The organism is Granulosicoccus sp. 3-233 (assembly GCF_052681095.1).
In genome coordinates this window covers 463,847-489,988 of the sequence record NZ_JBQYLE010000002.1, presented here as the reverse complement: position 1 = coordinate 489,988, position 26,142 = coordinate 463,847, and the positions used below count along the sequence as shown (strand labels likewise).

At 57.9% G+C, this 26,142-nt stretch carries 25 protein-coding genes and 2 tRNA genes; 15 read left to right on the top strand and 12 right to left on the bottom strand.

The features are described 5' to 3' along the window. The first annotated feature begins 1 nt into the window (after position 1). From ACUNV4_RS07075 to ACUNV4_RS07030, 10 genes are all read left to right on the top strand, one after another. Complete coding sequence (locus ACUNV4_RS07075) at positions 2-304, top strand: urease subunit gamma (RefSeq protein WP_430877804.1); 303 nt, start codon at positions 2-4, stop codon at positions 302-304. A gap of 8 nt (positions 305-312) precedes the next feature. Continuing rightward, the gene (locus tag ACUNV4_RS07070) at positions 313-618 is read left to right on the top strand and encodes an urease subunit beta (protein ID WP_430877803.1); all 306 of its coding nucleotides are present in this window, start codon (positions 313-315) and stop codon (positions 616-618) included. Next, on the top strand, positions 618-2,330 hold the full coding sequence (ureC, locus tag ACUNV4_RS07065) for an urease subunit alpha (RefSeq protein WP_430877802.1): 1,713 nt from the start codon (positions 618-620) through the stop codon (positions 2,328-2,330). The genes ACUNV4_RS07070 and ureC overlap by 1 nt, the downstream gene beginning before the upstream one ends. Positions 2,331-2,382: 52 nt before the next feature. Further along, positions 2,383-2,943 (top strand): urease accessory protein UreE, encoded by a 561-nt coding sequence (locus tag ACUNV4_RS07060; RefSeq protein WP_430877801.1) that lies wholly within the window; start codon positions 2,383-2,385, stop codon positions 2,941-2,943. Beyond that, positions 2,943-3,677: an urease accessory protein UreF gene (locus ACUNV4_RS07055; protein ID WP_430877800.1), complete on the top strand. Its 735-nt coding sequence runs from the start codon at positions 2,943-2,945 to the stop codon at positions 3,675-3,677. Before ACUNV4_RS07060 ends, ACUNV4_RS07055 begins: the two co-directional genes overlap by 1 nt. An 11-nt stretch (positions 3,678-3,688) precedes the next feature. Continuing rightward, positions 3,689-4,309, top strand: coding sequence for an urease accessory protein UreG (gene ureG / locus ACUNV4_RS07050; RefSeq protein WP_430877799.1), 621 nt, complete (start codon positions 3,689-3,691; stop codon positions 4,307-4,309). Positions 4,310-4,420: 111 nt separating this feature from the next. Then, a complete protein-coding gene (locus tag ACUNV4_RS07045; RefSeq protein WP_430877798.1) occupies positions 4,421-5,113 on the top strand; it encodes a hypothetical protein in 693 nt (230 codons plus the stop codon). A gap of 169 nt (positions 5,114-5,282) precedes the next feature. Continuing rightward, a complete protein-coding gene (locus ACUNV4_RS07040) occupies positions 5,283-6,512 on the top strand; it encodes an ATP-binding response regulator (protein ID WP_430877797.1) in 1,230 nt (409 codons plus the stop codon). A gap of 31 nt (positions 6,513-6,543) precedes the next feature. Then, positions 6,544-6,909, top strand: coding sequence for a response regulator (locus tag ACUNV4_RS07035; protein WP_430877796.1), 366 nt, complete (start codon positions 6,544-6,546; stop codon positions 6,907-6,909). A 44-nt stretch (positions 6,910-6,953) separates the two neighbouring features. Then, positions 6,954-7,208, top strand: a complete 255-nt coding sequence (locus tag ACUNV4_RS07030) for a hypothetical protein (RefSeq protein WP_430877795.1) — start codon at positions 6,954-6,956, stop codon at positions 7,206-7,208. Between the two features lie 26 nt (positions 7,209-7,234). On the opposite strand, the gene ACUNV4_RS07025 is transcribed toward ACUNV4_RS07030, so the two are convergent. From ACUNV4_RS07025 to ACUNV4_RS07010, 4 genes are all read right to left on the bottom strand, one after another. Beyond that, positions 7,235-7,996 (bottom strand): ABC transporter permease, encoded by a 762-nt coding sequence (locus ACUNV4_RS07025; protein WP_430877794.1) that lies wholly within the window; start codon positions 7,994-7,996, stop codon positions 7,235-7,237. After that, positions 7,993-8,964 carry an ABC transporter ATP-binding protein gene (locus tag ACUNV4_RS07020; protein WP_430877793.1) on the bottom strand — a complete coding sequence of 324 codons (972 nt, stop codon included), beginning with the start codon at positions 8,962-8,964 and terminating at the stop codon, positions 7,993-7,995. The genes ACUNV4_RS07025 and ACUNV4_RS07020 overlap by 4 nt, the downstream gene beginning before the upstream one ends. A gap of 40 nt (positions 8,965-9,004) precedes the next feature. Further along, on the bottom strand, positions 9,005-11,245 hold the full coding sequence (locus ACUNV4_RS07015) for an ATP-binding protein (protein WP_430877792.1): 2,241 nt from the start codon (positions 11,243-11,245) through the stop codon (positions 9,005-9,007). Positions 11,246-11,310: 65 nt separating this feature from the next. Further along, a complete protein-coding gene (locus tag ACUNV4_RS07010) occupies positions 11,311-12,027 on the bottom strand; it encodes a response regulator (protein WP_430877791.1) in 717 nt (238 codons plus the stop codon). A 129-nt stretch (positions 12,028-12,156) separates the two neighbouring features. Here ACUNV4_RS07010 and ACUNV4_RS07005 point away from each other — a divergent pair, with 129 nt between their 5' ends. From ACUNV4_RS07005 to ACUNV4_RS06990, 4 genes are all read left to right on the top strand, one after another. Further along, positions 12,157-14,229: a VIT domain-containing protein gene (locus ACUNV4_RS07005; protein WP_430877790.1), complete on the top strand. Its 2,073-nt coding sequence runs from the start codon at positions 12,157-12,159 to the stop codon at positions 14,227-14,229. Positions 14,230-14,232: 3 nt separating this feature from the next. Continuing rightward, a complete protein-coding gene (locus tag ACUNV4_RS07000) occupies positions 14,233-14,811 on the top strand; it encodes a class GN sortase (RefSeq protein WP_430877789.1) in 579 nt (192 codons plus the stop codon). A 56-nt stretch (positions 14,812-14,867) separates the two neighbouring features. After that, positions 14,868-16,067 (top strand): pyridoxal phosphate-dependent aminotransferase, encoded by a 1,200-nt coding sequence (locus tag ACUNV4_RS06995; RefSeq protein ID WP_430877788.1) that lies wholly within the window; start codon positions 14,868-14,870, stop codon positions 16,065-16,067. Positions 16,068-16,236: 169 nt separating this feature from the next. Beyond that, positions 16,237-16,674 carry a DUF4864 domain-containing protein gene (locus tag ACUNV4_RS06990; protein WP_430877787.1) on the top strand — a complete coding sequence of 146 codons (438 nt, stop codon included), beginning with the start codon at positions 16,237-16,239 and terminating at the stop codon, positions 16,672-16,674. Between the two features lie 173 nt (positions 16,675-16,847). Here ACUNV4_RS06990 and folD read toward each other — a convergent pair whose 3' ends face one another. Further along, positions 16,848-17,720 carry a bifunctional methylenetetrahydrofolate dehydrogenase/methenyltetrahydrofolate cyclohydrolase FolD gene (gene folD / locus ACUNV4_RS06985; protein WP_430877786.1) on the bottom strand — a complete coding sequence of 291 codons (873 nt, stop codon included), beginning with the start codon at positions 17,718-17,720 and terminating at the stop codon, positions 16,848-16,850. Positions 17,721-17,910: 190 nt separating this feature from the next. On the opposite strand from folD, the gene ACUNV4_RS06980 reads away from it, so the two are divergent. Beyond that, the gene (locus ACUNV4_RS06980; RefSeq protein ID WP_430877785.1) at positions 17,911-19,146 is read left to right on the top strand and encodes a hypothetical protein; all 1,236 of its coding nucleotides are present in this window, start codon (positions 17,911-17,913) and stop codon (positions 19,144-19,146) included. A 69-nt stretch (positions 19,147-19,215) separates the two neighbouring features. Here the strand turns inward: ACUNV4_RS06980 and ACUNV4_RS06975 are convergent, their stop codons facing one another. The 7 genes from ACUNV4_RS06975 to ACUNV4_RS06945 form a co-directional block, all read right to left on the bottom strand. Then, positions 19,216-20,970: a hypothetical protein gene (locus ACUNV4_RS06975; protein WP_430877784.1), complete on the bottom strand. Its 1,755-nt coding sequence runs from the start codon at positions 20,968-20,970 to the stop codon at positions 19,216-19,218. Between the two features lie 38 nt (positions 20,971-21,008). Further along, the gene (locus ACUNV4_RS06970; protein WP_430877783.1) at positions 21,009-22,535 is read right to left on the bottom strand and encodes a PQQ-dependent sugar dehydrogenase; all 1,527 of its coding nucleotides are present in this window, start codon (positions 22,533-22,535) and stop codon (positions 21,009-21,011) included. A gap of 396 nt (positions 22,536-22,931) precedes the next feature. After that, positions 22,932-23,885 carry a glucokinase gene (locus ACUNV4_RS06965; protein WP_430877782.1) on the bottom strand — a complete coding sequence of 318 codons (954 nt, stop codon included), beginning with the start codon at positions 23,883-23,885 and terminating at the stop codon, positions 22,932-22,934. A gap of 23 nt (positions 23,886-23,908) precedes the next feature. Then, positions 23,909-24,000: transfer RNA gene (locus tag ACUNV4_RS06960), tRNA-Ser, on the bottom strand. Between the two features lie 149 nt (positions 24,001-24,149). After that, positions 24,150-24,226 (bottom strand) — tRNA-Arg (locus tag ACUNV4_RS06955). 140 nt (positions 24,227-24,366) lie between these two features. After that, complete coding sequence (csrA, locus tag ACUNV4_RS06950) at positions 24,367-24,594, bottom strand: carbon storage regulator CsrA (RefSeq protein WP_430877781.1); 228 nt, start codon at positions 24,592-24,594, stop codon at positions 24,367-24,369. A 283-nt stretch (positions 24,595-24,877) separates the two neighbouring features. Then, positions 24,878-26,119 carry an aspartate kinase gene (locus tag ACUNV4_RS06945; RefSeq protein ID WP_430877780.1) on the bottom strand — a complete coding sequence of 414 codons (1,242 nt, stop codon included), beginning with the start codon at positions 26,117-26,119 and terminating at the stop codon, positions 24,878-24,880. Positions 26,120-26,142 lie beyond the last annotated feature (23 nt).

Genomic DNA, 26,142 nt, shown 5'->3' with positions numbered 1-26,142 from the left:
CATGCAACTGACCCCTCGCGAAAAAGACAAACTGCTGATTGCCATGGCGGCTGAAGTCGCCCGCAAGCGGCTTGCCCGTGGCGTCAAGCTCAATCACCCGGAGTCCATCGCACTGATCAGCGATTTCGTGGTCGAAGGTGCTCGCGACGGCAAGAGCGTGGCCGAACTCATGAGCACGGGCGCTCAGGTCATCGGCCGCGATGATGTCATGCCGGGAATCAGTGAGATGATCCCGGAAATCCAGGTCGAAGCAACCTTTCCGGACGGCGTCAAGCTTGTCACTGTCCATCAGCCCATCAGGTAATGCCAGCCATGATCCCAGGTGAAATCACGACCGCTGCCGGCGAACTGACACTCAATGAAGGCAAGGACAGCCTGACATTGCAGGTTGCCAATACCGGTGACCGTCCCGTCCAGGTAGGCAGCCATTATCATTTTGCCGAAGCGAATCCGGCCCTCGCATTCGATCGCGAGGTTGCACGAGGTTATCGGCTCGATATCGCAGCGGGTACGGCGGTGCGCTTCGAACCAGGGCAACAAAGAGAAGTGCAACTGGTCGCCTTCGGTGGTAATCGCAAGGTCATCGGTTTTCGTCAGGCAATCATGGGAGATCTGTAATGGCAAGGCAGATCAGCCGGCAGGCATATGCAGACATGTATGGTCCCACCACGGGTGACCGGGTTCGTCTGGCGGATACCGATCTCGTCATCGAAGTGGAACGGGACTTCTGCAGCTACGGCGAAGAGGTCAAGTTCGGAGGTGGCAAGGTCATCCGCGACGGCATGGGCCAGTCCCAGCAGACGCGGGCGCAGGGCGCCGTCGATACGGTCATCACCAATGCCCTGATCGTGGACTACACCGGTATCTACAAGGCTGACGTCGGCCTGGTCGACGGCCGGATTGCTGCCATCGGCAAGGCCGGCAATCCGGACACCCAGGACGGTGTCGACATTGTCATCGGTCCCGGTACCGAGGCCATCGCCGCCGAAGGCCGTATCCTCACCGCCGGCGGATTTGACAGCCATATCCATTTCATCTGTCCACAGCAGATCGATGAAGCGCTCTGTTCCGGCGTCACCACCATGCTCGGCGGCGGCACCGGTCCGGCACACGGCACTCTGGCCACTACCTGTACGCCAGGCCCCTGGCACCTGGCGCGCATGATCCAGGCGGCCGATGCCCTGCCGATGAATCTGGCATTTGCCGGCAAGGGCAATGCGTCACAGCCTGCGGCTCTGGAGGAGATGGTTCTCGCCGGCGCAGCGGCCCTGAAGCTGCACGAAGACTGGGGCACGACGCCAGCCGCCATCGACTGCTGTCTGTCGGTTGCCGACAATCTGGATGTGCAGGTCATGATCCATACCGATACGCTCAATGAAAGCGGCTTCGTGGAGAGCACCATCGATGCAGTGGCCGGTCGCACCATACATGCCTTCCACACCGAAGGGGCCGGCGGCGGGCACGCGCCCGATATCATCTCGGTCTGCGCCCTGCCCAACTTCCTGCCCTCCTCCACCAACCCGACACGTCCCTATACCGTCAACACCATTGACGAACATCTGGACATGTTGATGGTCTGTCATCATCTGGACAGCAATATTCCCGAAGACATCGCATTTGCCGAAAGCCGCATCCGCAAGGAAACCATTGCCGCTGAAGATATCCTGCACGACATGGGGGCCTTTTCCATCATTGCGTCGGACAGCCAGGCCATGGGGCGGGTTGGCGAGGTACTGATTCGTACCTGGCAAACCGCGGACAAGATGAAGAAGCAGCGTGGACGCCTGCCACAGGAAAGTGGCGACAACGACAACTTCCGCGTCAAACGCTATATCGCCAAGTACACGATAAACCCGGCCATTGCCCACGGCATCAGCAGTGACATCGGTTCGATAGAGGTCGGCAAACGCGCCGATCTGTGTCTGTGGCATCCGGCATTCTTCGGTGTCAAGCCTGAAATGGTTCTGCTCGGTGGCACCATCGTCGCTGCCCCGATGGGCGATCCCAATGCCTCCATCACGACACCACAGCCGGTCCATTACCGTCCCATGTTCGGAGCCTTCGGCAAGTCGCTGACCAACAGTTCAGTCACTTTCGTCTCACAGGCCGCACTGGACAATGGTCTGCAGCAGATGCTGGAAGTCGAGAAACGCATGCTCGCCGTCAGCAACACGCGCGATGGCATCAGCAAGTCCAGCATGCTGCTCAATGACGCAACCCCTGCCATTGAAGTCGATCCAGAGACCTACGATGTGCGGGCCAATGGAGAGTTGCTGACCTGCGAGCCTGCCAGTGAGCTGCCCATGGCACAGCGCTATTTCCTGTTCTGAGCCGACTTGCCGCGACAACTCTGGCAAACGCACACTGACCCGAATTTCCTACATGAACAATTTGCACTGTCACACGGTCGAGCGTAATGGCGAACAGGATCCACCAGAGGCAGTCGTTGACACGATTACACTGGATGAGACCGATCGGCACCGCCGCCGTTTTGCCTTGCAGTCCGACAACGGCATTGCCTTCCTGCTGGAACTGCCTGCGGCAACCCTGCTTCGGGAAGGCGACATTCTGCGTCTGAACGATGGCAGGGGTATCAAGGTGATAGCGCAAGCCGAAGCCCTGTACACCGTTCATGGACGCGATGCCCATCATCTGCTCAACCTGACCTGGCATGTGGGCAATCGGCATCTGGCCACGCAGATCATGGGTGACCATATTCGCATTCGGCGCGACCCCGTGATACGAAACATGCTCGAGGAATTGGGGGCAACGGTTGGGGATATCGAAGCCGGATTCAACCCGGTGGGCGGCGCCTACGACGGTGAACAGGGATCGTCGCATCGTCACTCGCACGATCACTCGCATGATCACTCGCATGATCACTCGCATGATCACTCGCATGATCACTCGCATGATCACTCGCATGATCACCAGCACGGCTGATGAGCAAAGAGGCTTCACTGCGACAGTTGCTGACACTGCAATCCTGGACCTCCGCCGCTTTTCCCACCGGCGCCTTCAGTTGCAGTCACGGTCTTGAAACGGCCATTCAGCACGGGAATGTACACGATCTTGACAGTTGTCACGACTGGATTCATGCCATCGTCACTCAAGGCAGTGGCTGGAACGACTCCATCATCATGGCGCAGGCACACCGGCTGAGTCAGTCATTGGTGTTCGACAATGCTGGCAGTCTTTCGTCGGCGCAAGCAGATCAACCATCCCTGCAAGCGCTGCGCGAACTCAATGACCTGGCGCTGGCTCTGCAATCCGGCGCCGAACGCCATGCAGAAACCACGCAACTGGCAGCGGCCTTTCTGGCCTCGGCGGCAGCCTGGCAGGCACCGGAGACGAGCCATTGGCATGAACCGGATGAGGACGTTGCATTGGCCGTTGCCTGTGGCTGGCTGGGGGCTCGGCACGCCATACCGGTTCAGCTGCTGATTGCATCCACACTGCAATCCATGTCCAGCAATCTTGCCTGGATAGCCACTCGTCTGGTACCACTGGGACAGACAAGCTGTCTGCAACTGATTGCACGGCTCGAACCGGTCATCGAATCAGTCAGCCTCGAAGCCAGTCTCGCTACCCAGGACGATCTCGGCAGCGGCACACTGCTTGCCGATCTGGCCTCCTTGCAACATGAACAACTGGCAGGTCGAGTCTGCCTCACATGAATACCGACACCATGCAAGACACAGCAGAACGCCAACCACTTCGAATCGGCATCGGAGGTCCCGTCGGTGCCGGCAAGACCAGCCTTGTGGCACAGTTGTGCCTGGCACTCAGAGAGCGCTATTCGATTGCAGTCGTGACCAATGACATCTATACACGCGAAGATGCAGATGCCCTGGTGAGATTGCAGGCCCTGAGCAGCGATCGCATCCTCGGGGTGGAAACCGGGGGCTGTCCGCATACCGCCATTCGGGAAGATGCCTCCATCAACCTGCGCGCCATAGACGCCTTGAAGCAGCGCCTCCCCGCGCTGGATATCATCTTCATCGAATCCGGTGGCGACAACCTCGCGGCAACCTTTTCGCCGGAGCTCGCCGATCTGACGCTGTACGTCATTTCCGTGTGTCAGGGCGAAGATATCCCTCGCAAGGGCGGACCTGCCATCACGCGTTCGGATCTGCTGATCATCAACAAGACCGATCTGGCAGTGCATGTCGAGGCTGATCTGCCCACCATGCAACGGGACGCGGCCAGCGCTCGCGCACAACGTCCAACCGTGTTTACCGATCTCAAACGCGGTACAGGAGTTGACGACGTCGTCACATTCATCCAGGCGAGCGGCGGACTGCACTGATCAGACAGTTCTCACCGTATCGTTCATAGCGAGGATTGCCGCACAATTCGATGGAAACCTGACCGCGCACCGGATCCAGCTCCAGTACAGTACGGAAAAAGAGGATCCGTCATGTCGTTCAGTCCAGCTCGATACCGGTCGGCACTGTCAGGACTGCTGATTGCAGCCAGTGTCAGCTTTCCGGCCTTGTCAGCCACCAGCTTCCCGCAGACTGCGCAATACCCGTTGCCACCCACCGACCCGCAATGCGGGGCCCTGTCTCCGCGCCTGCTTGCGATGGGTGACAACTACTACCGACTGGACACCCCTTCGCAGCAGAATCCCGACAGCCGCGTCTCCGAGGCAATTTCACACGAGGCATTGCAGGCCGCTCTGTTGTCGAGAGAATACACAAGCGGCATGGGACAACGAACGGATTGCTTCGGCTCTGGCGACTCTCTACAGCCCCGATCCAGACCTGTGATATTGCAGGACATCAGCCGAGAAACGGAAAACGGGTCACATTCCGAACGCGGACAACCACAGGCAGAAGCCATCGTTCTCAAGGCCTGGGAATACGATGAAAGACAGCGACGCGTCAAAGCCGAAACCATGGTTCTGCCCCTGACGGCCATCGCCGTTGAAACCTTTTCCGGACTGCTGATCAACAGTCATCAGCGGCATCGTCAGAAGACCCCGACAGGCTCCTACCTGCGAGAGACCGAATTGACCGCATTGCAGACGGACGATGAGCTGATACTGCAACAGGCCGTCTACATCAATGGGTCACTGGCTCAATGGAGCAGCTGGCAGATGAGACCATGAACCCGCTGAAACAACCATCAAAGTGCTGCTCGATCGTCACTTTCAGTATAAATCCATGTGGAATTGTGCGCTGATCTCTGGTGGACGTTGCTGAACGAGGTTTACTGATCAACCTATCCGATAACTTGCCAATAACCTGAGTTAACAACACTCAACATTCCGGCAAGCCATGATTCCCGCGAGTTTCGCATCCACCCAAAGCGAGCGCAAGGAAAAGACCAGCATCAAGCTGCTGCTGGTGGATGACGATCCCGGCTATCTGGACCTGTGCCGCCGCCAACTGGGCAAATCGGCCAGTATCGACTTTCTGATTGAAACGGCGGCTTCCACCAATGAAGCATTCCAGCGCTGTATCGCAACCGATTACGACTGCCTGCTGGTCGATTATCAACTGCCTGATGGTTGTGGCACCGATATCGTTGACCGCCTCAATGAATGGAACGAGCAGCAGAATGACTCTGCACGGCTTCCCCCTCCAACCATCATCGTCACCGCTGAAAGCGGTCAACACGCTCCCACTCAGGCCATTCGCGCAGGCGCTGTCGATTTCATTGCCAAACGCAATGTAACGCCGCATTCGCTGAGGCGTGCAATCACCAATGCGGTGGAACGATCGCGCCTCGAACTCTCCGTGGTGCAGCGTAACCTGGCGCTGGAACGGGCCTACTCCCTGCTGGAAACTGCCAATGGACAGCTCGAATCAAAACGCCGCGAGATACTCCACTTCTACCATACGGTGTCTCATGAGGTGAAAACCCCCCTGGCTGCCGCACGCGAGTTCATCTCCCTGATCAAGGACGGTGCAGCCGGAGAGGTATCGCCCGAGCAGCTGGTGTTGCTGGACCATGCGATGGAGAGTTGCGACCAGATACGGTCGCAATTCACGGAACTGCTGGATCTGGCCAGAATCGACAACAACAAGCTACAGCTGAGGCTCAGCGTCGTACCGGTCAGCACATTGATCGATCGTTCACTTGCCAGCATCGTGGAGACCGCCAGGGAGAAGCAAGTCGCAATGGTCACTACCGAATACGACACCACCACGAAAATACGATGTGACGCCGATCGCATCGTGCAAGTGCTGTCCAATCTGTTGAGCAATGCCGTGAAATTCACCCCTGCCGACGGAACCGTCACATTGACCTTCACCGATCCCGCACAGGGAGAGTCCGTCGAGTTTCTGGTCTGTGATACCGGCTGTGGTATCGCGGAAGAATATGTCGAGCTGATCTTCGAGCGCCTCTATCAGGTTGAATCCGAAGATGAAACCATACTGCGATCAGGACTCGGGCTGGGACTGAGTATATGTCGGGAACTCCTGCAGCTACACAACAGCCAGCTCAAGGTTTCCAGTGAAGTCGGCACCGGCAGCTGCTTCAGTTTCGAACTGGCACGATGAATCCACCGAATATTCAAATTGGAGGAATAGGATGAAAAAGGTATTACTGATCGAAGATGATGAAAAGCTCAGCCTGGCTCTGCGGCTGCGTCTGGCCCACATGAACTTTCAGGTTCACAGTGTCAGCGATGCCATCAGGGCGATGGACGAGGCGGTCAAGTCCAACCCTGATGTCGTACTGCTTGACATCAATCTGCCTGGCGGTGATGGCTTCATGGTAGCCGAACGCTTGCGCAGGCACCACGCCACCATGTCCACCCCCATCATCTTCATTACAGCCAGTGAACGCTCCGAGCTGGAGAACCGGGCCAGCCAGGTCCCGCGCAGCTTCTTTCTACAGAAGCCATTCGACGCCTTGCAGCTGCATGACACCATGGAGGCCTGCGAATGTCTCTAGCCAATCCAGACGCCGAACTAGAGCAGAGCTCAGGGAACGCTCCCGTGAAATCAACGCTGTCACAGCACATTCACGACCTTTCCGGCTCTGCCGTTACCGCCAATGGCTTCACCGGCGAATTGGAAATCGCGCGCAAGCACGTGCTGGAACTGATGGAGCGCTTGCCCGCTGACACCGATCCGGAACTGATGAAGGAAATGAAGTTTCAGCTCGAAGACGAGATGAAACACTGTCTGTTCCGGATCACGGAGTCATTGTCAAAACTCGATCATACGATAGATCGACTGAAGGCCGGGTAGGAACGGCACCACTGCCTCGAAAGGTGTCACTGCTTCAGCTTGTACCCGGTCTTGAACATCAGCCAGACCACGATCAGGCATGCCATCAGGAATCCGGAGATCATCATCAGGCTGAGCATGACACTGACGTCGGAGACTTCAAAGAAACTCCAGCGAAAGCCACTCACCAGGTATAGCACCGGATTGAGCAAGGTCACCTTCTGCCAGAACTCGGGCAACATGCTGACGGAATAGAAACTTCCACCCAGAAACACCAGCGGTGTGATCACCAGCAGGGGAATGAGTTGCAGTTTTTCGAAGTTATCGGCCCACAGGCCGATGATGAAGCCGAACAGACTGAAGGCGATACAGGTCAATACCAGAAACGCAATCATCCATACCGGATGGGCAATATGCAGATCGACGAAGAATGACGCAGTGATCAGTATGATGGTACCGATGATCAGGGACTTGGTAGCAGCAGCCCCCACATAGCCGATCAACACTTCGAAGAAGGAGATCGGTGCGGACATGATCTCATAGACGGTCCCCGTGAACTTGGGAAAGAAGATGCCGAAGGAAGCATTGGAAATGCTCTGCGTCAGCAGGGACAACATGACCAGCCCCGGCACGATGAAGGAGCCGTAGTCGACACCTTCCACCGATTGTATGCGCGAACCGATCGCGGAACCGAAAACGATGAAGTAGAGCACCGTCGAGATGACTGGAGAGGCAATACTCTGCATCAGTGTCTTGCGGGTTCTCGCCATCTCGTTGAAGTAGATGGCTTTGATGGCTTGCACATTCATGATGGTTCCTTCCCGCCTTCACTGTGTACCAGATTGACGAAGATGTCCTCCAGCGAACTCTGCCGGGTATTCAGATCCTTCAGGACCAGACCCGCGTCACTGACGGCCTGCAACAGCGATGTGATACCGGTGCGCTCACTTCGGGTGTCATAGGTGTATGTCAGCCTCTGTCCATCGGCGGAGAGTTCCAGATCGAACTCCGCCAGCGATTCCGGCAGTGCATTGGTCGCGCCTTTCAATTCCACCGTCAGCTGCTTCTTGCCCAGCGAGTTCATGAGATTGACCTTGTCATCGATCACCAGCAAACGACCATTGCTGATGACACCAACCCGGTCAGCAATCTCTTCGGCTTCTTCGATGTAGTGGGTCGTCAGGATGATGGTGACACCATCCTGACGAAGTTTTTCCACCAGTTTCCACATGTCCTTGCGAAGTTCGACATCGACACCCGCGGTCGGCTCGTCCAGAAACAGAACCCGGGGCTCATGCGACAGGGCCTTGGCAATCAGCACACGTCGCTTCATGCCACCCGAAAGCCGACTGACCATTGCCTCCTTCTTGTCGAGCAGGGACAGATCGCTCAGCAGAGCATCGAGCTTGCTCTCGTCCGGTGGCATGCCGAACAGCCCCCGGCTGAAGCGCACGGTATCCTTGACAACATCAAAGGCACCGAGCGTCAATTCCTGGGGCACCAGGCCAATCAGCGAACGTGTGGCTCGGTAATCCCTGATGATGTCATGCCCTCCCACAGTGACGCTTCCGGCAGTGGGTGTCACCAGACCACAGATGGTGGATATGAGTGTGGTCTTGCCTGCGCCATTGGGCCCCAGCAAAGCCAGGATTTCTCCTTCCCTGACCTCCAGGTCGATGCCTTTCAAGGCTTCGTGACCACCCTTGTAGATCTTGGTCAGACCACGAATGGAAATGATCGACTGACTTCCTGTCCTGCCTTCGGTCTGTACTGTCATGAGTTTTTCCTGCACCTTGGACGCAGCGTTGAATGCTGCATCAGGATTCTCGGGAAACAGGCAAGCTGAATCCGATACGAACCCAGCCATGGTCATTCCCGGCGATAACCGAACCATCATGCACCTCTGCAATCATCTTGACAACGTACAGGCCCAGACCCAGGTGCACGTCGTCGTCTCGCTCGGCATCATGACCACCTCGTTCCGAGTACATGGGTTCGAACAATTGCAGGCACTTGGCCTCGTCCAGTGGCAGACCCCGGTTGCAGACACTCAGGACCACTCGCCTGCCCCCATTCCCGCGCTCCGCCGACTGGCCGTCAATCTGCATGGAGAACACCACCGACGCGTCACTGCCAAAGCTCACCGCATTGTCCACCAGCTTGTCGAAAGCCTGGCTGAGCAGCTCTGGCGAGGCCTGAACGAAGATACTGACCGTCTCATCATGATCGGACTCGAACGCCATATCAGGGTACACCTGTCGATAGCGCGCCAGAGAACCGGCCAACCAGTCCGCAAGGTCGATCCGCTGCATGTCCGCCATCTGCACCGTCTGTTCGAGCCGGGTCGACTCCACCAGAGCCTTGATGATCGATCCCAGATGATCAGCACCACCGCTGGCGCGATCAATCAACATGAGTGACTGGCTATCCAGCCCATCACGCTCGATATTTTCGATAGAAGTTCTTACCACCGACAAGGGGGTACGCAACTCATGAGACAGTCGGCTGGAGAGTGCCTCCAGATAGTGGGTGTAGTCTGCAGAACGCGCCAGCAGCGTCGAGAGCTTTCGTGAGAGATCACCAATCTCGTCACGGGCATCGCTGCCCGGGAGCCCTTTCAATCGCCCGTCAACACCCACCGCATGTTGCGCCTCCAGCGACAGGCGTCGAATGCGTGAGGACAGGACCAGCGCAAAGGTCAGCAGTCCGCACCCCGCAAGCAGGCTGACAAGCAACAGCAGGCTGAACAGCCTCGCCAGCTCACTGCCGGCATACGCCGAGGCATGCTCTTCATTGCTCTCATACAGTAGATAGCCACGTCTCGGCGTGGATCCGACAGGTGCCAGGGTGCCCAGAACACGGTCATTCTCGTCGGTCACGTAACGCGAGGTGGAGGGGGCGTTCCCCGAAACGGCAGCCTGCCTGGACTCATCGAGAAACAATGACGCTGCCGTACCGGAATACTCGGGCAGCAAGGGCAGGTCGCCAGCGACGAAGAAGGCGAACACCCTGAGCAGTATGGCATCCCACAGGCCTTCGCTGGTGTAGTCCGCATGCTCGTCCTGATCGACAGGCGAGCCGCGCTCATAGAGCTTGTTGACATCTGCCAGCAGCCGCCCATGGATATCGTACAAACGAGACCGGCCCCCGGGACTGGTCCAGCCTTCAAGGCGTTCGCCAGCCATCTCGCTCTGGTAGAAAAGCAGACTCGATGGCACCCTGCGAGGATCTGCCTGTACCAGATGGGCGCGCCGCATCTGCGCCGGGTCCAGACTGCCGGCCCAGCGCACACGAGCCTCCTCGCGGTTGTCCACGTCCACCACGGCAATTCCCACCTTTGCGCCATTGGGAGGCAATGGCAGACTGATTTCCAGCTGATAACCATCCCGTGTCCGAACCCAGGCACTTTCCCATGAGCGTATCGGGCTGCCGGCCGGTTGAGGACGGCCATTGACTCCTCTGGTTTCCGACGCACTCAAGGCGTCGATTGTGCCCGGTGCGATCGTTCTGAACAAACCGTGCTGCCAGATCGGCCCCCGCTCTCCTTTCATGGCTGTCTGAATCAGCAATTCCACCGAATCCCCATTGACCAGACTCTCCTGCGGATCAGGTTGTTCGCCTTCAGCGGCATCTACCGGCAAGGTGGGCGGCACATGATATTCCACGACATCATCCAGCACCGAGACGAAGAGAAACAGTCGGTCGGCGTGACGAGCCACCCGCAGGGTGGCGGCATCGGTGTTGTTTCCCTCACTCAATGTGATCGAATCACTCACCAGCGTCTGCCAGTCATCCTCATAACCGTCCACGAATATCGGATACGGTGAAGTCTCGGCGTACCAGTCTTGCCGTTGTCCCGTCTGCAGTCCGCTGCGCAAGGCCGAATCGACGCCGGACACCTCCGACAGTGCCAGACGCATATTGGCGACCTTGAGCGTCTGCTCATCGATCCGGGTCTGCTGCAGCGTGCGGTACAGCTGCTGCACACTCTGCCACCCCACCAGAGGGACCGCCAGCGTCAGTCCGGCTGCCAGCAGCATCTGTGATCGTAGTTTCATCGCTCCCGGGCGTCCGTCGAATCGGTTTCAGCGATTTCTGGTCGTGGATTCATGTCTCATCGAGGCTAGTCCAGCTGACTGTCCGTCCAGCGATACCCGAGGCCATACACTGTCTGAATGCCGGCGAAGTCCTTGTCAATGCCATTGAACTTGGCACGAATACGCTTGATGTGAGCAGTGATGGTCTGATCATCCAGCACCAGGTTTGCTGCATCCATCAACTGTTGCCGGCTGCGAACCTGACCCGGATTGCGTGCCAGGCAATCGATCAGCCAGTACTCGGTGACGGTCAGATCAACCACGTCTCCTTGCCACTTGGCCACCAGACGGGACTGATTGAGCTCCAGTCGACCAACCGAGCGTATCGGTTCTTCATCCTCTGGTTGACTGAAAGCCTCGACGCGCCGTAACACCGTGCTCACCCGTGCGACCAGTTGAGCCAGACTGATGTCCTTGGTGAGATAGTCATCGGCTCCCAGGCGCAACCCGGAGATCACATCCAGTTCGCTGTCTCTGGCAGTGAGGAACAGGATCGGCAATCGTGCCGACAGCACGCGCAGGTTGCGACACAGTTCGAAGCCTGCTTCGCTGTCACGCCCCAGACCGATATCGATGATGGCAACGTCGGGCAGTTTCTGTCTGACGGCTGCCAGAGCCGACGCCGGATCTGCAAAACCGTGCACATCATAGCCCGCCTTGCTCAGCGCCAGTGTGTAGTTGTCACGCAGCGCCGGTTCATCCTCAACCAGCACGATGCGTCGAAGTGTCGTCGGCTCAGTCATTTTCAATCACAATTGATCTGTATTGCTCCAGAGTCCATCGCTGTGATGTCCCCCGGGGAGTGTCTACTGGGAACCTGACAATCTACAGCAGCCAATCCGGACATGCATCCTTTTCAAGACCACGCCGACATGCCCATCGCGCAAGATGGCCATCGTTTGACACCTACACTGAGGGCGACTGCAAGGAGTGCAAGAGCGCGGGGCAGACTTCTGCCAGCCTTTGTGGGCTGGGCCTGCCTGTTTTTCAGCATGCCGGGTCAGGCCGCCCCTGAAGTTGCCCGCCAGGCAACCGATCACGGCAGCGGCGCTCTTGTCCTGCACCACCAGGAGGGGGATGCAGATGCCCTTTTATTGAATGCGGACATGGACCTGCAGGTACAGGGCCTGTTGGCGAACATGACACTGAAGCAGACCTTCCGAAACACGAGCAAGCTGTGGCTGAATGGCAGTTACCTGTTCCCTCTGCCCGAGGACGCAGCCATTCGCGGACTGCGAATCCACGTGGGGGAACGCACCATACTCGGTAGAATCAGCCCCCGTGACCAGGCCAGATCCGATTTCGAGCAGGCCGTGCAGGCCGGTCAGGTAGCCAGTCTGATGGAACAGCAGCGACCCAATCTGTTCACACTACAGATCGCCAATATCGCGCCCGAACAGGACGTCAGGGTAACCCTGGATGTGATGCTGCCAGTCCAGCTGTCCGCACAAGGGATGTCCCTGATCATCCCTACAACTCTGACCCCTCGATACCTGACTCACGACACGGTCCATGCACAGGCCCTGCAACCGGACTTCATTGCACCAGAGCAGAAGAGCGGACCGACACTCGATGTCACACTGAGCATTGACCCACTGGAGGACTTTGACAGCGTGACAGGCACTGTCAGCCTTGTGCCAACTTCCGACCAGAGATTCCGGATAGACGACATGCCCATGAATCAGGATCTGATCATCAACTGGCCGACACAGTACGACCCGGCGACGCGTGCACAGGCTTTCGTCAGTCTTCATGAGGGAGAGCGCTATGTGCAATTGCTGATGAACCCACCCGAGCAGCTCGAGATCGACGATCAGCGGGCTCGTGAACTCATCATCGTGCTGGACAAGTCAGGTTCCATGGCTGGGGTTTCCATGCGCGCCGCCATGGACGCACTCGTCTACGCCATCGACAGGCTGACAGAGGACGATCTGCTCAACATCGTGGCTTTCGACGATCTGCACTACCCGCTGTTCGAGCAGTCACTGGCTGCAACACAGCAAGTCAAACAACAGGCGAAGCGATTTGCCGCCAGGCTACAGGCGGAAGGCGGCACGGAGATGGATGCCGCATTGAACCATGCCCTGCGGGTAACGGACCGTCACACGACTGAAGCGGAGCACGGTGTCGATCGGCTGAAGCAGATCGTGTTCATCACCGATGGCAGTGTCGGCAACGAAGACGCGCTTCTGCGAAACATTCGCAGCAATCTGGGTAACAGCCGACTGTTTACCGTTGGCATCGGTTCGGCACCCAACCGCTGGTTTCTCGACAAGGCGGCCGAGGCGGGTCGCGGAGCCAGCGTCAGCATTCGCAACGAGCATGAGGCGGCGGATGCCATCAGTGAACTTCTCGACAAGCTGCGTTATCCCGTGCTGACCGACATTGCCGTCCACTTCCCGCATGGCCAGGGAGAAATCTACCCGCAACCGGTGCCGGACTTGTATGCCGACAGACCCGCCATGTGGGTAGGAAAGCTCAGCGATGAGGTTGATGAAATCGTCGTGACAGGTGTCCGCAGGGAGGAAGCATTCACCCAGACATTGACGCTGGCCCAGGCCGCCACTGCACCTCAGCTTTCGATCCCGACAAGCGCGCCATCCGTGGCAATGCACTGGGCACGTCAGAAGATTGCGGCTCTGGAAGACGAACAACGTCATGCAGCGGACCCGGAAAGCAACCGAGAGGCCATCACGCAGCTGGCGATCCACACCGGGCTTGTCACGCCCTACACCAGCCTGATAGCCGTGGAACAGACACCCAGCCGCCCATTGACAGATCCGCTTGCCGCTGCGAGCGTCGCCAACCGTCTTCCGCACGGCAGTCTGATGATGGGCATCAAGCTGCCACAGGGTGCTGCCGGTGTCGATACGCTCTTGTGGGTCAGTCTGTTTCTGTGCCTGACGGGATGTTCCCTTCTGCCACTGTCTCGGAAAATTCACTGACTCATGAGCAGCAGACGAATACTCCGGATAATATCCTGGCTTGCATTATCGGCAGCCTTGATGAGTGCAGCCTCTGCTGTCTGGATGGCAGGCAAGGCCAGGCTGGCCCAGCACCTGCTGGACATTGCATGGCAATCCAGCCGGCACCTTGAAAGAGCCGTCAAGCCCTGGCAATGGGCCGATGTCAGTACGGTGGCTCGCCTGACGATTCCGGCCATGAACGAGTCACTCATCGTCCTCAGCGACGCATCCGGGGAAGCCATGGCTTTCGGACCCGGCCTGGTCGCCGGCGATCCGGCTCGGGCAGGCTCAACCACGCTCGCCATCGGCGGTCACAGGGATACGCATCTTGCCTTCCTGCAACACCTGGAGCCCGGTGAATCGATTCTGCTGGAGACGCTCGACGGCGGCACACACCACTACCGGATGCTGGACAGCCAGATCGTGGATACACGCCGTCAAAGCCTGAGCATTGCAAGCCAATCCCCGGGCCTGGTACTTGTAACCTGCTACCCCTTCAACGCCGGGCAGACCGGTGGACCACTGCGGATGGTGATACGCGCCGCCTACTTGCCGGCATGACTGTCTCGATTGGCAAAGATGGCCCGTGAGCGTGCAACAGCCTTATACTGGAGAACATGAAATATTCCTCCCTGACTCGCCGAATCCTCAATGACAACCCTGCCGGAGAGACACCGGTGGATCCCTGGGCCGTGCACAGCCTCGCCATGCAACGCGTGGCGCAAGGGGACAGGATAACCATGCTGAGCATCGGTCAGGAGACGGATGAGACCACACCCCAGCTCGTGGTGGACAAGGCCATCGATAGCCTGCGAAAAGGCAGGCATCATTACGTCGACATGAAAGGCGAACTACACCTGCGCCAGGCCATCGCCGGCTATCACGAATCACTGACCGGTCAGGCCGTTGGCAGCGATGAAGTCACGGTATGTACCGGTGCCCAGAACGCGTTGTATTCCGTCGCTCAGGTCTTGCTGGAACCCGGTGATGAAGTTGTACTCGTTGCTCCCTACTACACCACCTATGCGGCCACCTTCGGCGCCTCGGGTGCGACTGTGGTGACCGTGCAGGTGAGCGCCGGCAATGCCCATGAGCTTGAGGTGCAGGAACTGCTCGACGCCATCAGCCCGCGCACCCGTGCCGTGGTACTCAACGCACCGAACAACCCCTTGGGAAGTTGCTATTCGCAGGACCTGATCCGACAATTGGTGGAACGCTGTCTGGCAGACGATATCTGGCTGGTATTCGATACGGTCTACCTGGACACGGTCGCTCAGGGCTCGGTGGCCTTGCCACATCATGTCCGCGGGGCAGAATGTATACTGATTACCGTTGGCAGCCTGTCGAAGTCGCATCGCATGACGGGTTGGCGGGTGGGCTGGGCCATCGGGCCCGGCGAACTGTCCGAACACCTGGCAAGGTTGTCGGTGTGCATGCATTACGGTCTACCGCCGTTCATCCAGGACGCCGCAGCCGTTGCCATTCGCGACGCCGCCAGTACGCCGCAGACGGTACGCTCGGTCATGCAACATCGACGGACACTGCTGCTCGAGCACCTTCAGGACACGGCACCGGCCACGCTGCTGGATTCAGGGCAAGGCATGTTTGTCCTGCTTGACGTGGAGGCCCTTGGCACAACGGCTCACGACTTCGCCATGGGACTACTGGCAACGCAGAACGTGTCTGTGCTGCCCTGCGATGGCTTCGGCCCCGGCGGACGCTATCTGGTGCGGATCGGTCTGTGTGTCGACGGCCAGCAACTGGTCGAAGCCGGTCGCCAGATCTGCAACTACATCAGGCAATTCCGGATGGCATGACCGGGAAGTCCGAACGGACCACTCGACACGTACAAGAGAACATATCCAGTCGCCTGACATTCACGCCGGAGGTTCCGTCTTGATGCCCGCATACTCCCTGCAAACGATCGCGCCTTGCGCTCGGACAACCACAGGACAGATTCTCATCGCTGTTTGCGTGACTATTCTGATGGCTCTGCAAGCCTCGCTGGCCACTGCCGATACCGCCATCGCCGCACCGGACAGGGAGCATGCACCTGAACAGGTGGTCAGTATCATCATCGGAGCGCTGCAATCGAACGACCCGGCCAGCGACTCCGGTATCGCCACGGTTTACCGCTTCGCCTCCCCCGCCAATCGGGCGAGTACCGGTCCCCTGGCCCGGTTCAGCAACATGATCAAACGCGGGTTTCCTGACATGCTCAATCACGTTCGCGCCCGTTATACGCCCATGCAGGTGCAGGACGATCAGGCTTTGCAGGCAGTCTGGCTATCCACACCCGACGGCCGGGAAAACGGATATGGCTTTCAGTTGAGCCGGCAACGCGGCGGGGAATTCGATGGCATGTGGATGACCGATGCCGTCATTCCCCTGGGGCCCGGTGCGCAGAGTGGTATTCGCATCTAGTGATGGCATACGATCACTGACGCGTTAACCGCCTCGGCGCATTCGGGCATTCGGGCATTCGGGCATTCGGGCATTCGGGCATTCGGGCATTCGGGCATTCGGGCATTCGGGCATTCGCCAGTGTGCCGGACACCGCCTGGCCCGTGGGCAATGCCCGGCACTGCCTGTTTGTCTCAGTCTTCCGAAATTCCTGCTATGCGCCGAGCCTGCTGCACCGTATTGTGAAGCAGACAGGCAATGGTCATCGGGCCCACACCGCCCGGCACGGGCGTGATCGCTCCCGCGACAGGTTCCGCTGAGGCATGGTCGACATCACCCACCAGGCGCGTTTTCCCGTCTTCCTCTATCCGGTTGATGCCGACATCGATGACCGTGGCACCGGGCTTGATCCAGTCACCAGGCACCATACGCGGCCGCCCCACGGCCGCCACCAGAATGTCGGCGCTTCGGCACAGGGATTCCAGATCCCGGGTTCGTGAATGGGCGACTGTCACGGTGCAATTCGCTTGCAGCAGCAAGGCTGCCATCGGCTTGCCGACGATATTGGATCTGCCCAGAACCACGGCATGCAGACCGGACAGATCACCCAACTGCGACTTGAGCATCATCAGGGAACCCAGCGGTGTACAGGGCACGACACCACCGCCATCGGTATTCAGACGTCCGACGTTGATCAGATGAAATCCATCAACATCCTTGTCATGACTGACGGCATTGATGACCCTTGATTCATCGATGTGCCCGGGCAAGGGGAGCTGAACAAGAATACCGTGTACCGCATCGTCGTCATTGAGTTGCTCGATCAGATCCAGCAGGGTCTGCTGATCGGTATCCGCATCCAACCGGTGTTCGAAGGACTGCATGCCGACCTCCACCGTCTGCCTGGCCTTGTTACGTACATACACCTGACTGGCGGGATCTTCTCCAACCAGCACCACAGCCAGCCCGGGCGTCAGTCCGTGTTCGGCCTTCAGCGCTGTTACTTCATCCTTCAAGTCGTTGCGGAGTTGCTGCGCAAATGCCTTTCCGTCGATGACTGTTGCCATAATCTGAGTGCTGCTCCCGAGCCGTGTTACCTGCGGTAAAGTTCACATAACTGCCTTGCGCATTAGACCATCAGAGCCTTTGACGCGCCAGCACATGCTAGCAATTGTGATAGCGAGTGTCGTTACATGTACAGATAAGGCGTTGTGGCGTATCTTTACTCAATCACCATACATCGTTCCGGTTGTTTTTATGAATCTGTCGAATTCCAGACTCCTGTTGTCGACCGTATTTCTGGCGGCACTGCTCAGTGGCTGTGGTGGCTCCTCCACCAGCTCCGACGGTGGTCTGCTGGACGATCCGTCCGGTACCGATGGATCCGGCACCGACACCGGCACCGACACCGGCAGTGATACCGGCTCGGATACCGGCGGCACCGACACCGGCAGCGATACCGGCGCGGATACCAGCGGCACTGACACCGGCAGCGATACCGGCTCGGATACCGGCGGCAGCGACACTGGCAGTGATACCGGCTCGGATACCAGTGGCACCGACACTGGCAGCGATACCGGCGCGGATACCAGTGGCACCGACACCGGCAGCGATACCGGCGCGGATACCGGCTCGGATACCGGCGGCACTGACACTGGCAGTGATACCGGCTCGGATACCGGCGGCAACGACACCGGCAGTGATACCGGCTCGGATACCAGCGGTACCGACACCGGCAGTGATACCGGCTCGGATACCAGCGGCAGCGACACTGGCAGTGATACCGGCTCGGATACCAGCGGCACTGACACCGGCAGTGATACCGGCTCGGATACCAGCGGCACTGACACCGGCAGTGATACCGGCTCGGATACCAGTGGCACTGACACCGGTGGCGATCCGGGAACCGATGACCCTGACATGCTGAAGCCGATTGTCGAGGCCGGCAGTGATCTGGAGCGGCTACTGAACGATCTTCATCTGCACGTCGGAAACACGCTTCTCGATCTCAACGAACGCTTGAGCTCCGGTATCGAACTGACTGAACAGGAAGAAACCTGCCTGGGCGCTTACGATCCGGCTTTTGGTGAACAGCTGACTGCCATCGACTGTGCAACTCCATTGGCCATCAACGACATTCCCTTGCGCCTCGCCGAGGCCGCCTTTTACGACATGGACAGCTGCCACGCCAGTCTGTCCGCAGGTAACAGCAACAACTGCCTGCTACAGAGTGCCTCGCTGATGCTCAACTCTGAATGGGTCTTGCCCGAAGGTGAGCGACGTCCGGTTCTGGTTTACGCAGGAGCCGTTCTCCAGTACGCCATTGACGACACCCTGTTGCACATCGACAACGACGAAAACGCGCTTGCCGGCTTTTTCAGCTGCAGCGTCGACCTGCAAACCGGAGCAACAAGCTCCACCGAGAATGGCGGGTCATGCTCCAGCATCATTTCAGCAACCGCAGATCGGCTCGACGCACTACTGAAGAACTGAGACAGAGGTCCAGACTGCCCGGTCCAGCCAGTTGGACCGGGACTTGTCTTGCAGGCAGTGACTACACGTTCACTGTACCTGACGAACCGTTATCGTGGCACTGTCAATGACTTCGGCCTTCAACTCGGTTGCATCGAACAGGGTCCTGAACCGATCAACCGCATCGAGATCGGCATCTTCAAACAGATCCTGAATGTGGCCAAATGCCAGCGGCTGATAGACCAGCTCGGCAATCACCGTGTATTCGCCATCGGCAGGTAGCACGACCCGATAGACGATTTCATCGCCCCCGGCCTGGAAATTGTCATCCGTGTTCGCCTGACCCACTGTCATGATGTCATCGGGAGCCGATGCCTTGTCGAAGCCGCTGGGCAGCAGACGATTGTCCTTCACATACCGCGTTGCCTGCATCAGGGTGTGAGTAACCTGCTCCGCCGAGTCGCCCATGATGGCCTCATAGACCTGGACCTGGTCGGGGGAGTCGATCAGGTCATGATGCAACTCATACTGACTGCTGTCAGCGTCCGACACCAAGCCATCGATACTTCCATCATCGTTCAAGGCACCGGACTCGAATACAGCATCACCGGCCTCATTCAGGACCAGGAAATGGACATGAACACGCCTTGATGGAAAGCCACTGGGCAATTTGTGTCCCGTCTGGTTGCGAATCACAAGGTGGGTCTCCAGAATTCCGCCGCTTATCGAACTATCGGTGATCTCCACCTCGCCCGCCTCCTGCAGAAAGGCGCGATTGCGCTCGATGGATTCTGCGAATCGGGCCGCGGGCACGGCAATACCCAACGACTCTCGATGGGTCATGAGCATGCTCTGCATGACCGTGTTCGCGCCAAGAAACGTATGCCTTGACACCCCTTCTCTAGGCACACCGCCGCCTCGATTGGCCAGTAACATCTCACCCGGTACGACCGGCATGTGACAGGCCTGACACGTCCGCCCGGAGTCTCCTTCGCTCGCATACACACTGTTTCTCCATTCGGAGAACACCATCTGCTCCGGGAAGAAGGTAACCGCCGCCCCCGCCTGATGGCCCCCCGCGGGTGTCACCAGATCATGGCAGGATGCGCAGACCGCGGAGTCGCTCATGTGGGCCCCGAATACCGGATTGAACCGTACCTGCGATTGCATGAGTACTCCGTTCGGGTCCGAGTAGGGGCCGTAGGCGGGACGCTCCGCCGGGTTGGCCTGCACCAGCACATTGAAGTTACCCGAATGCCCTTGCGGTGTGCCCAGAACGGCATCGTCATCGATCTGATGGCACAAGGTGCAACTCACCCCGTCCATGGCATGATCGAACAGGGGATTATCCTCATCCAGCAGCCCCCCATCCCCCAATGATGGAGTCAGGCCATCCTTGCGCGCCGTGTCATTGGCCATCGGGGCGTGACAGCGCGAACAGGTGTCACCCAGTGAATCCTGCAAATGCGGGTTGCGCCTGGCCTCGGCTGCCACCTTGGCCATCCAGTAAGGATCACGTGCGGAGTTGGCCATCATGCTGCTGGACCAGTCACTGGCCATCGAGACAAGGTTACCGCTTGCATCCGGCAGATCATCGTGACAGCTGGCACACTGCTCTGCGCCGGAATAGTAGGTGCCGGTAAAACCAGCGTCGTGAACGGCCAGCTCCGGCAACGCCCCTGTCCCTCCATCCGCATCGCTGCCATCGCCATCCGTGCCTCCACCGCCGGCAACATCCCCGCCATCGAAATCACCGGTATCGGCTCCATCCGCAGAGGTTGTTCCACCGCTTGCCTGCGAGTCCACCCGCACACCGTCACTACACGCCACCAGTGAGAACAGCAAGCATGCCACCACTGACCATCGGCAGAACAGGAACGAGGTCACGACCTGAACCACACCCTGGCAGCACCCTGCCTGCTCAATCGTCGGCAGCCATGGATCAGGGCCAGCAGGAACACCCATAGCATCGACAATGCCCCGACAACCACCGGTTTGACAGTTTCAGCGCCATTGTCGGCATCGCCGTCAGAATCACCTCCCGTCGAGCCACCCTGCTCACCGTCCGCCCCATCATCGGTTCCGACATAACGAATTCGCCGAATCTCACCTGTGGTGATGCTGGCGTAATAGATGGCACCATCATCCCCCACTCGGATTTCGGTCATCGGAAGCATATCGGTGGCAAAAGCGGAGCTGCTCACGTTGTCTGCATCACTCACATCGGCCACGCGCATCCAGCCCTGGATGAAATCGCCATAGAACAATTGACCGGTATATTCGGCAGGAAATACTTCGCCGAAATAGAAATCACCCACCATGGCACTGTTGCCGGTCTCTGCATGTTCCCAACTCAACAGAGGCGCCTCAATGATCTCACTGGACTGATAGAGATCCTGGCAGAAGTCCAGTGGCTCGAACCCCGATTGGCGCTCGTTACCATCACGCCCACCCTCGAAACAGGGCCATCCGAAATTGCGAGCTGCTCCACCATTGATCTCCTCCCAGGCCTCCTCGCCCACCTCACCCACGTAAGGCTCACCGGTCAAGGGGTGAATGGTCATGCTGTAAGGGTTGCGCAAGCCATACGCGAGTACGCGCGAACGGTTACTGGCAGGGTTGCCATCGTAATAGGGGTTATCCGGCAAACCTTCGCCCGTATCCGGATCCACCCGCAGGATCTTGCCACGCAGGCTGTCCAGATCGAAGGTCATCTGCGTGAATGGTTCGTAGGTGCGGTAACTCGCCCCATCACCGTTGCTGACATACAGGGAACCATCTGCAGCAAAACGCAGCGCACCAATGGTATGCGAGTCCTCGTCCACGGGCAGGCAATCCTGCACCGGATTGCCTATGTCTCCACAGGAGGGTGTCAGCGTGTCGAAACGATCTTCCGCATTACCGATGTTTTCGAACGTACTGTTCTGACCCAGAATGATCTTCTCACTACCCGGCAATGCAACATTGTAGTCACTGTCGGCATCGGCCGTATATCTGACCAGTCGCGAGACGCGATTGCCATTACCATCCTGCACTCCCGGCCCGGTCAGCCCTTCGCTGACCAGTTCCGGTGGATCGTAGGTATACAACACGTACACATACGGAGTCATCGGAAAATCCGGATGGACGGCAACTGACAGCATGCCGCGATCGACCCGGTCGTTCACGATCTCATTGATATCCAGAAACGGCTCGGCGAGCAACTGCCCGTTGCGCACAACGCGTACGACACCGGCCTTTTCGCTGATGTAGATGCGCCCGACCGCCGAAGCATCAAACCCGGTAATCTGCCCGTCCAGACCAGACAGAAAGGACTCATCAACGAAGCCATCCGGTAATTCGATGGCCTGCGCTGGCGTCAGAAACAAAAGCAGCAGGACATGGGTTACAGCTTTCAATCTGATCAGCATCTGACAGAGGATTCCCGGTTGAAGAGACAGTGAGTGTCTGTTGTGAAAGGCCCCTTCAGGTTTGCCAACACCCACCTCGGATTGCCTGCATTATTCTAGCCTGTCACCAACCGCTGGACACATCGTGACTGCCATCCATTGCCTGATTCGTGAAACGCAGCGAGGCGGATCAGCCTGAAAACCGGAAATGGGAGAACCCGGTGTCGAACTCGCGTGTCCGATCAGCGACACGAGCCTTCGGTTTTCGCCGATATCATGATGGGCGTCCGATTCTTGCGCGGACTCTCGAAGGGAGAGGCGGAAAGACAATGGACAGATAGCAGGCCAGACATCATAGGGTGTGCACATCTCAACAACGTGGGTCATGATCGAGATGGGCAGCTCACTGCTCGATGTCTAGATCAGTTGAGCCGCTCCAACCAGTGCAGGGTAAGGTGACTGGATGACAAAACTGGGAACTCTCTCGAGATAACCCTGCATTCGGCCCTTGGCTTCGAACTGTTCACGGAAGCCTGATCGGACAAAGAACTCACCCAGTCGCGGCACGATACCGCCGCCGACATAGACACCACCCTCGGCGCCAAGTGTCAGGACGAGATTGCCGGCACAGGAGCCCAGTAGCTGACAGAAGATCGCGAGCGCCTCGGCGCAGGCCGCATGCTCCGAATCCGCGCCGGCTGCCATGCCATTCGTCGTGATGTCTGCCGGTGAATAATCGCGCTCCGGTAAACCATCGATGTCGCGTAACGCTGCAACGATGTTCACCAGGCCCGGACCTGACAGAAACCGTTCTGCCGACACATGCCTGAAACGCTTGGCCAGCACCTGGTACACCGCCTGTTCACGTGCGGTACGAACACTCAGGGATACGTGGCCACCCTCGCCTTGCAGGGCCGTCCAGTGCTGTCCACAAGGTATCAGACCGGAGACACCCAGACCCGTTCCGGGACCGATGATGGCTTTCGCGTGATCGGGAACTTCATTGCCACCACCAATCCTGAGCAACTCCGTTTCCGGCAAATGCGGTACGGACAAGGCCAGAGCGGTGAAATCGTTGATGACATGCAGTGTGTCGATACCCAGCTGCCTGCGCGTCTCTTCGATGGAGAAAGACCAGTGGTTGTTGGTCAGCTTGACAGCATCGCCAGTGACCGGCGTTGCCACGGCCACGGCAGCGGCCGTGATCCGATCGATGTCATGATCTGCCAGATAGGTAGTTACAGCAGCGCCGAGACTGGGAAAATCACCGGTGCTCAAGGTACTGGAGGATACCGGTTGATTATCATCATTCAGGAGTGCGAACCGTGCATTGGTTCCACCCACATCGCCGACTAATCGAGTGCCGCTCATGGCTTTACGTACCGGGTATCTAATGGCGGAGAGAGAGGGATTCGAACCCTCGATACGCTTTAAAACGTATACTCCCTTAGCAGGGGAGCGCCTTCAGCCACTCGGCCACCTCTCCGAATCGATGTCTGCCAGACGCAAAAGCTGCGAAACGCAGCTTGGCATGACAAATAAATCTCTTGAAAATCTGGGCAACGGTAAACCCGGAACAGCAATGATTGCAGCAAACCTTCGAACTTGACGAACAAACTGCAATGACTCAAAAACTGGCGCGCCCGGAAGGATTCGAACCTCCGACCGCCTGGTTCGTAGCCAGGTACTCTATCCAACTGAGCTACGGGCGCGTTGTTTTTGCGACCTGCGAATTATGGTTGGAGAATGATCCCTCGTCAACCTATCGCGACAACTATTTTCAACTTTTTCTTCAACAATTTCCGAATGAGCTGCAGACTGCCAATCACTATCACAATTACGTGATCGTGATTCAACCTTCCACGGCAAAGGACTTGGCATCAGTGCTCACGTCTCCCGACGCCGCTGATCCTTCCTGCTCTTTCTTGATACGGGCGTAGATCTCTTCCCGATGGACGGCAACCTCTTTGGGCGCATTGACACCAATGCGTACCTGGTTGCCCTTCACCCCCAGAACGGTGACTGACACTTCATCACCGATCATCAATGTTTCACCCACTCTACGTGTCAAAATCAACATACTACAAGCTCCTGTGCAGCAGCGGATCTGACGAGATGCCAGCGCGCTGTTTACGTTTTCCTTGCGCCAAAGAGACAATGCAATTGCCTTTCGGTTCATCGGAATTATCTCAGCTCATAGAGTGGTTTCTACGTGGTGGCCCCGATACCTCCTCACATTTAACAGTTGCGCAACGAACGCACGTGAACATGAATATCAGCGCGTCAAAACAGCGCTCGAATCGAGTCACACACACGTCACCATGTAAAACCTTGCAACACCCTTCGGCATCGAGAAACGTGAATCAGGACTCCACCACGTCTTCACCTGCCAGACCGAACTCCTCATGCAAGGCACGCACCCCGAGTTCGATGTACTTTTCGTCGATCACCACACTGATCTTGATTTCGGACGTCGTGATCAGACGCAGATTGATACCGGCATCTGCCAGACTCTTGAACATGCGACTTGCAATACCGGCGTGAGAACGCATGCCAACCCCCACTATCGATAACTTCGCGATCCGATCATCACCGGAAATCGTGGCCGCACCCAACACCTCGTTGTTGCTCTTCAGGTAATCAATGACCCGCTGGTATTCGTCGCGATGCACGGTAAAGGTGAAGTCGGTCATACCGTCAGCACCAACATTCTGAATGATCATGTCCACTTCGATATTCAGATCGGATATCGGTCCAAGGATTGCGTAGGCTGTCCCCGGGCAATCGGCCACTCCGGTTACCGTGATCTGCGCTTCATCCCGTGCGAACGCTATACCGGACACTAGCGCCTGTTCCATCGTGTTTTCCTCATCATCGTAAGTTATCAGGGTGCCGTCACCCGGCTTGAAGCTCGAGAGCACGCGCAACGGTACATTGTATTTGCCGGCGAACTCCACGGCTCGAATCTGCAACACCTTGGATCCGAGACTGGCCATTTCCAGCATTTCCTCGAACGTGATCCTGTCCAGTCGACGGGCGCGACTCTCGACCCGAGGGTCGGTTGTATACACACCGTCCACATCGGTGAAGATCTGGCATTCATCGCATTTGAGAGCGGCAGCCAGGGCAACGGCCGAGGTATCCGATCCACCTCGACCCAGGGTCGTGATGTCACCATCCTCATCAACACCCTGAAAGCCGGCCACGACCACCACTCGCCCAGCCTCGATGTCCCCCATGATGCGGTCAGTATCGATATCCAGGATACGGGCCTTGCTGTGACTCTTGTCTGTCAAAATGCGGACCTGAGCCCCCGTGTAGGAACGGGCATCGACACCCAGCTCCTTCAGGGCCATGCACAACAGTGCGATGGTGACCTGTTCACCCGTGGCCAGCAGTACATCCAGTTCTCGCACATCGACCACGGCAGGCATGACCTCGCGTGCCAGTCCGACCAGACGATTGGTTTCACCGGACATTGCCGAGACCACCACGACCACATCATCCCCGGCGTCACGAGCCTGTTTCAGACTCTGAGCCACATGCTGAATGCGTTCAACACTACCGACGGATGTGCCGCCGTATTTCTTGACTAGAAAAGCCATATTGAAAAATGCACACCTCTAAC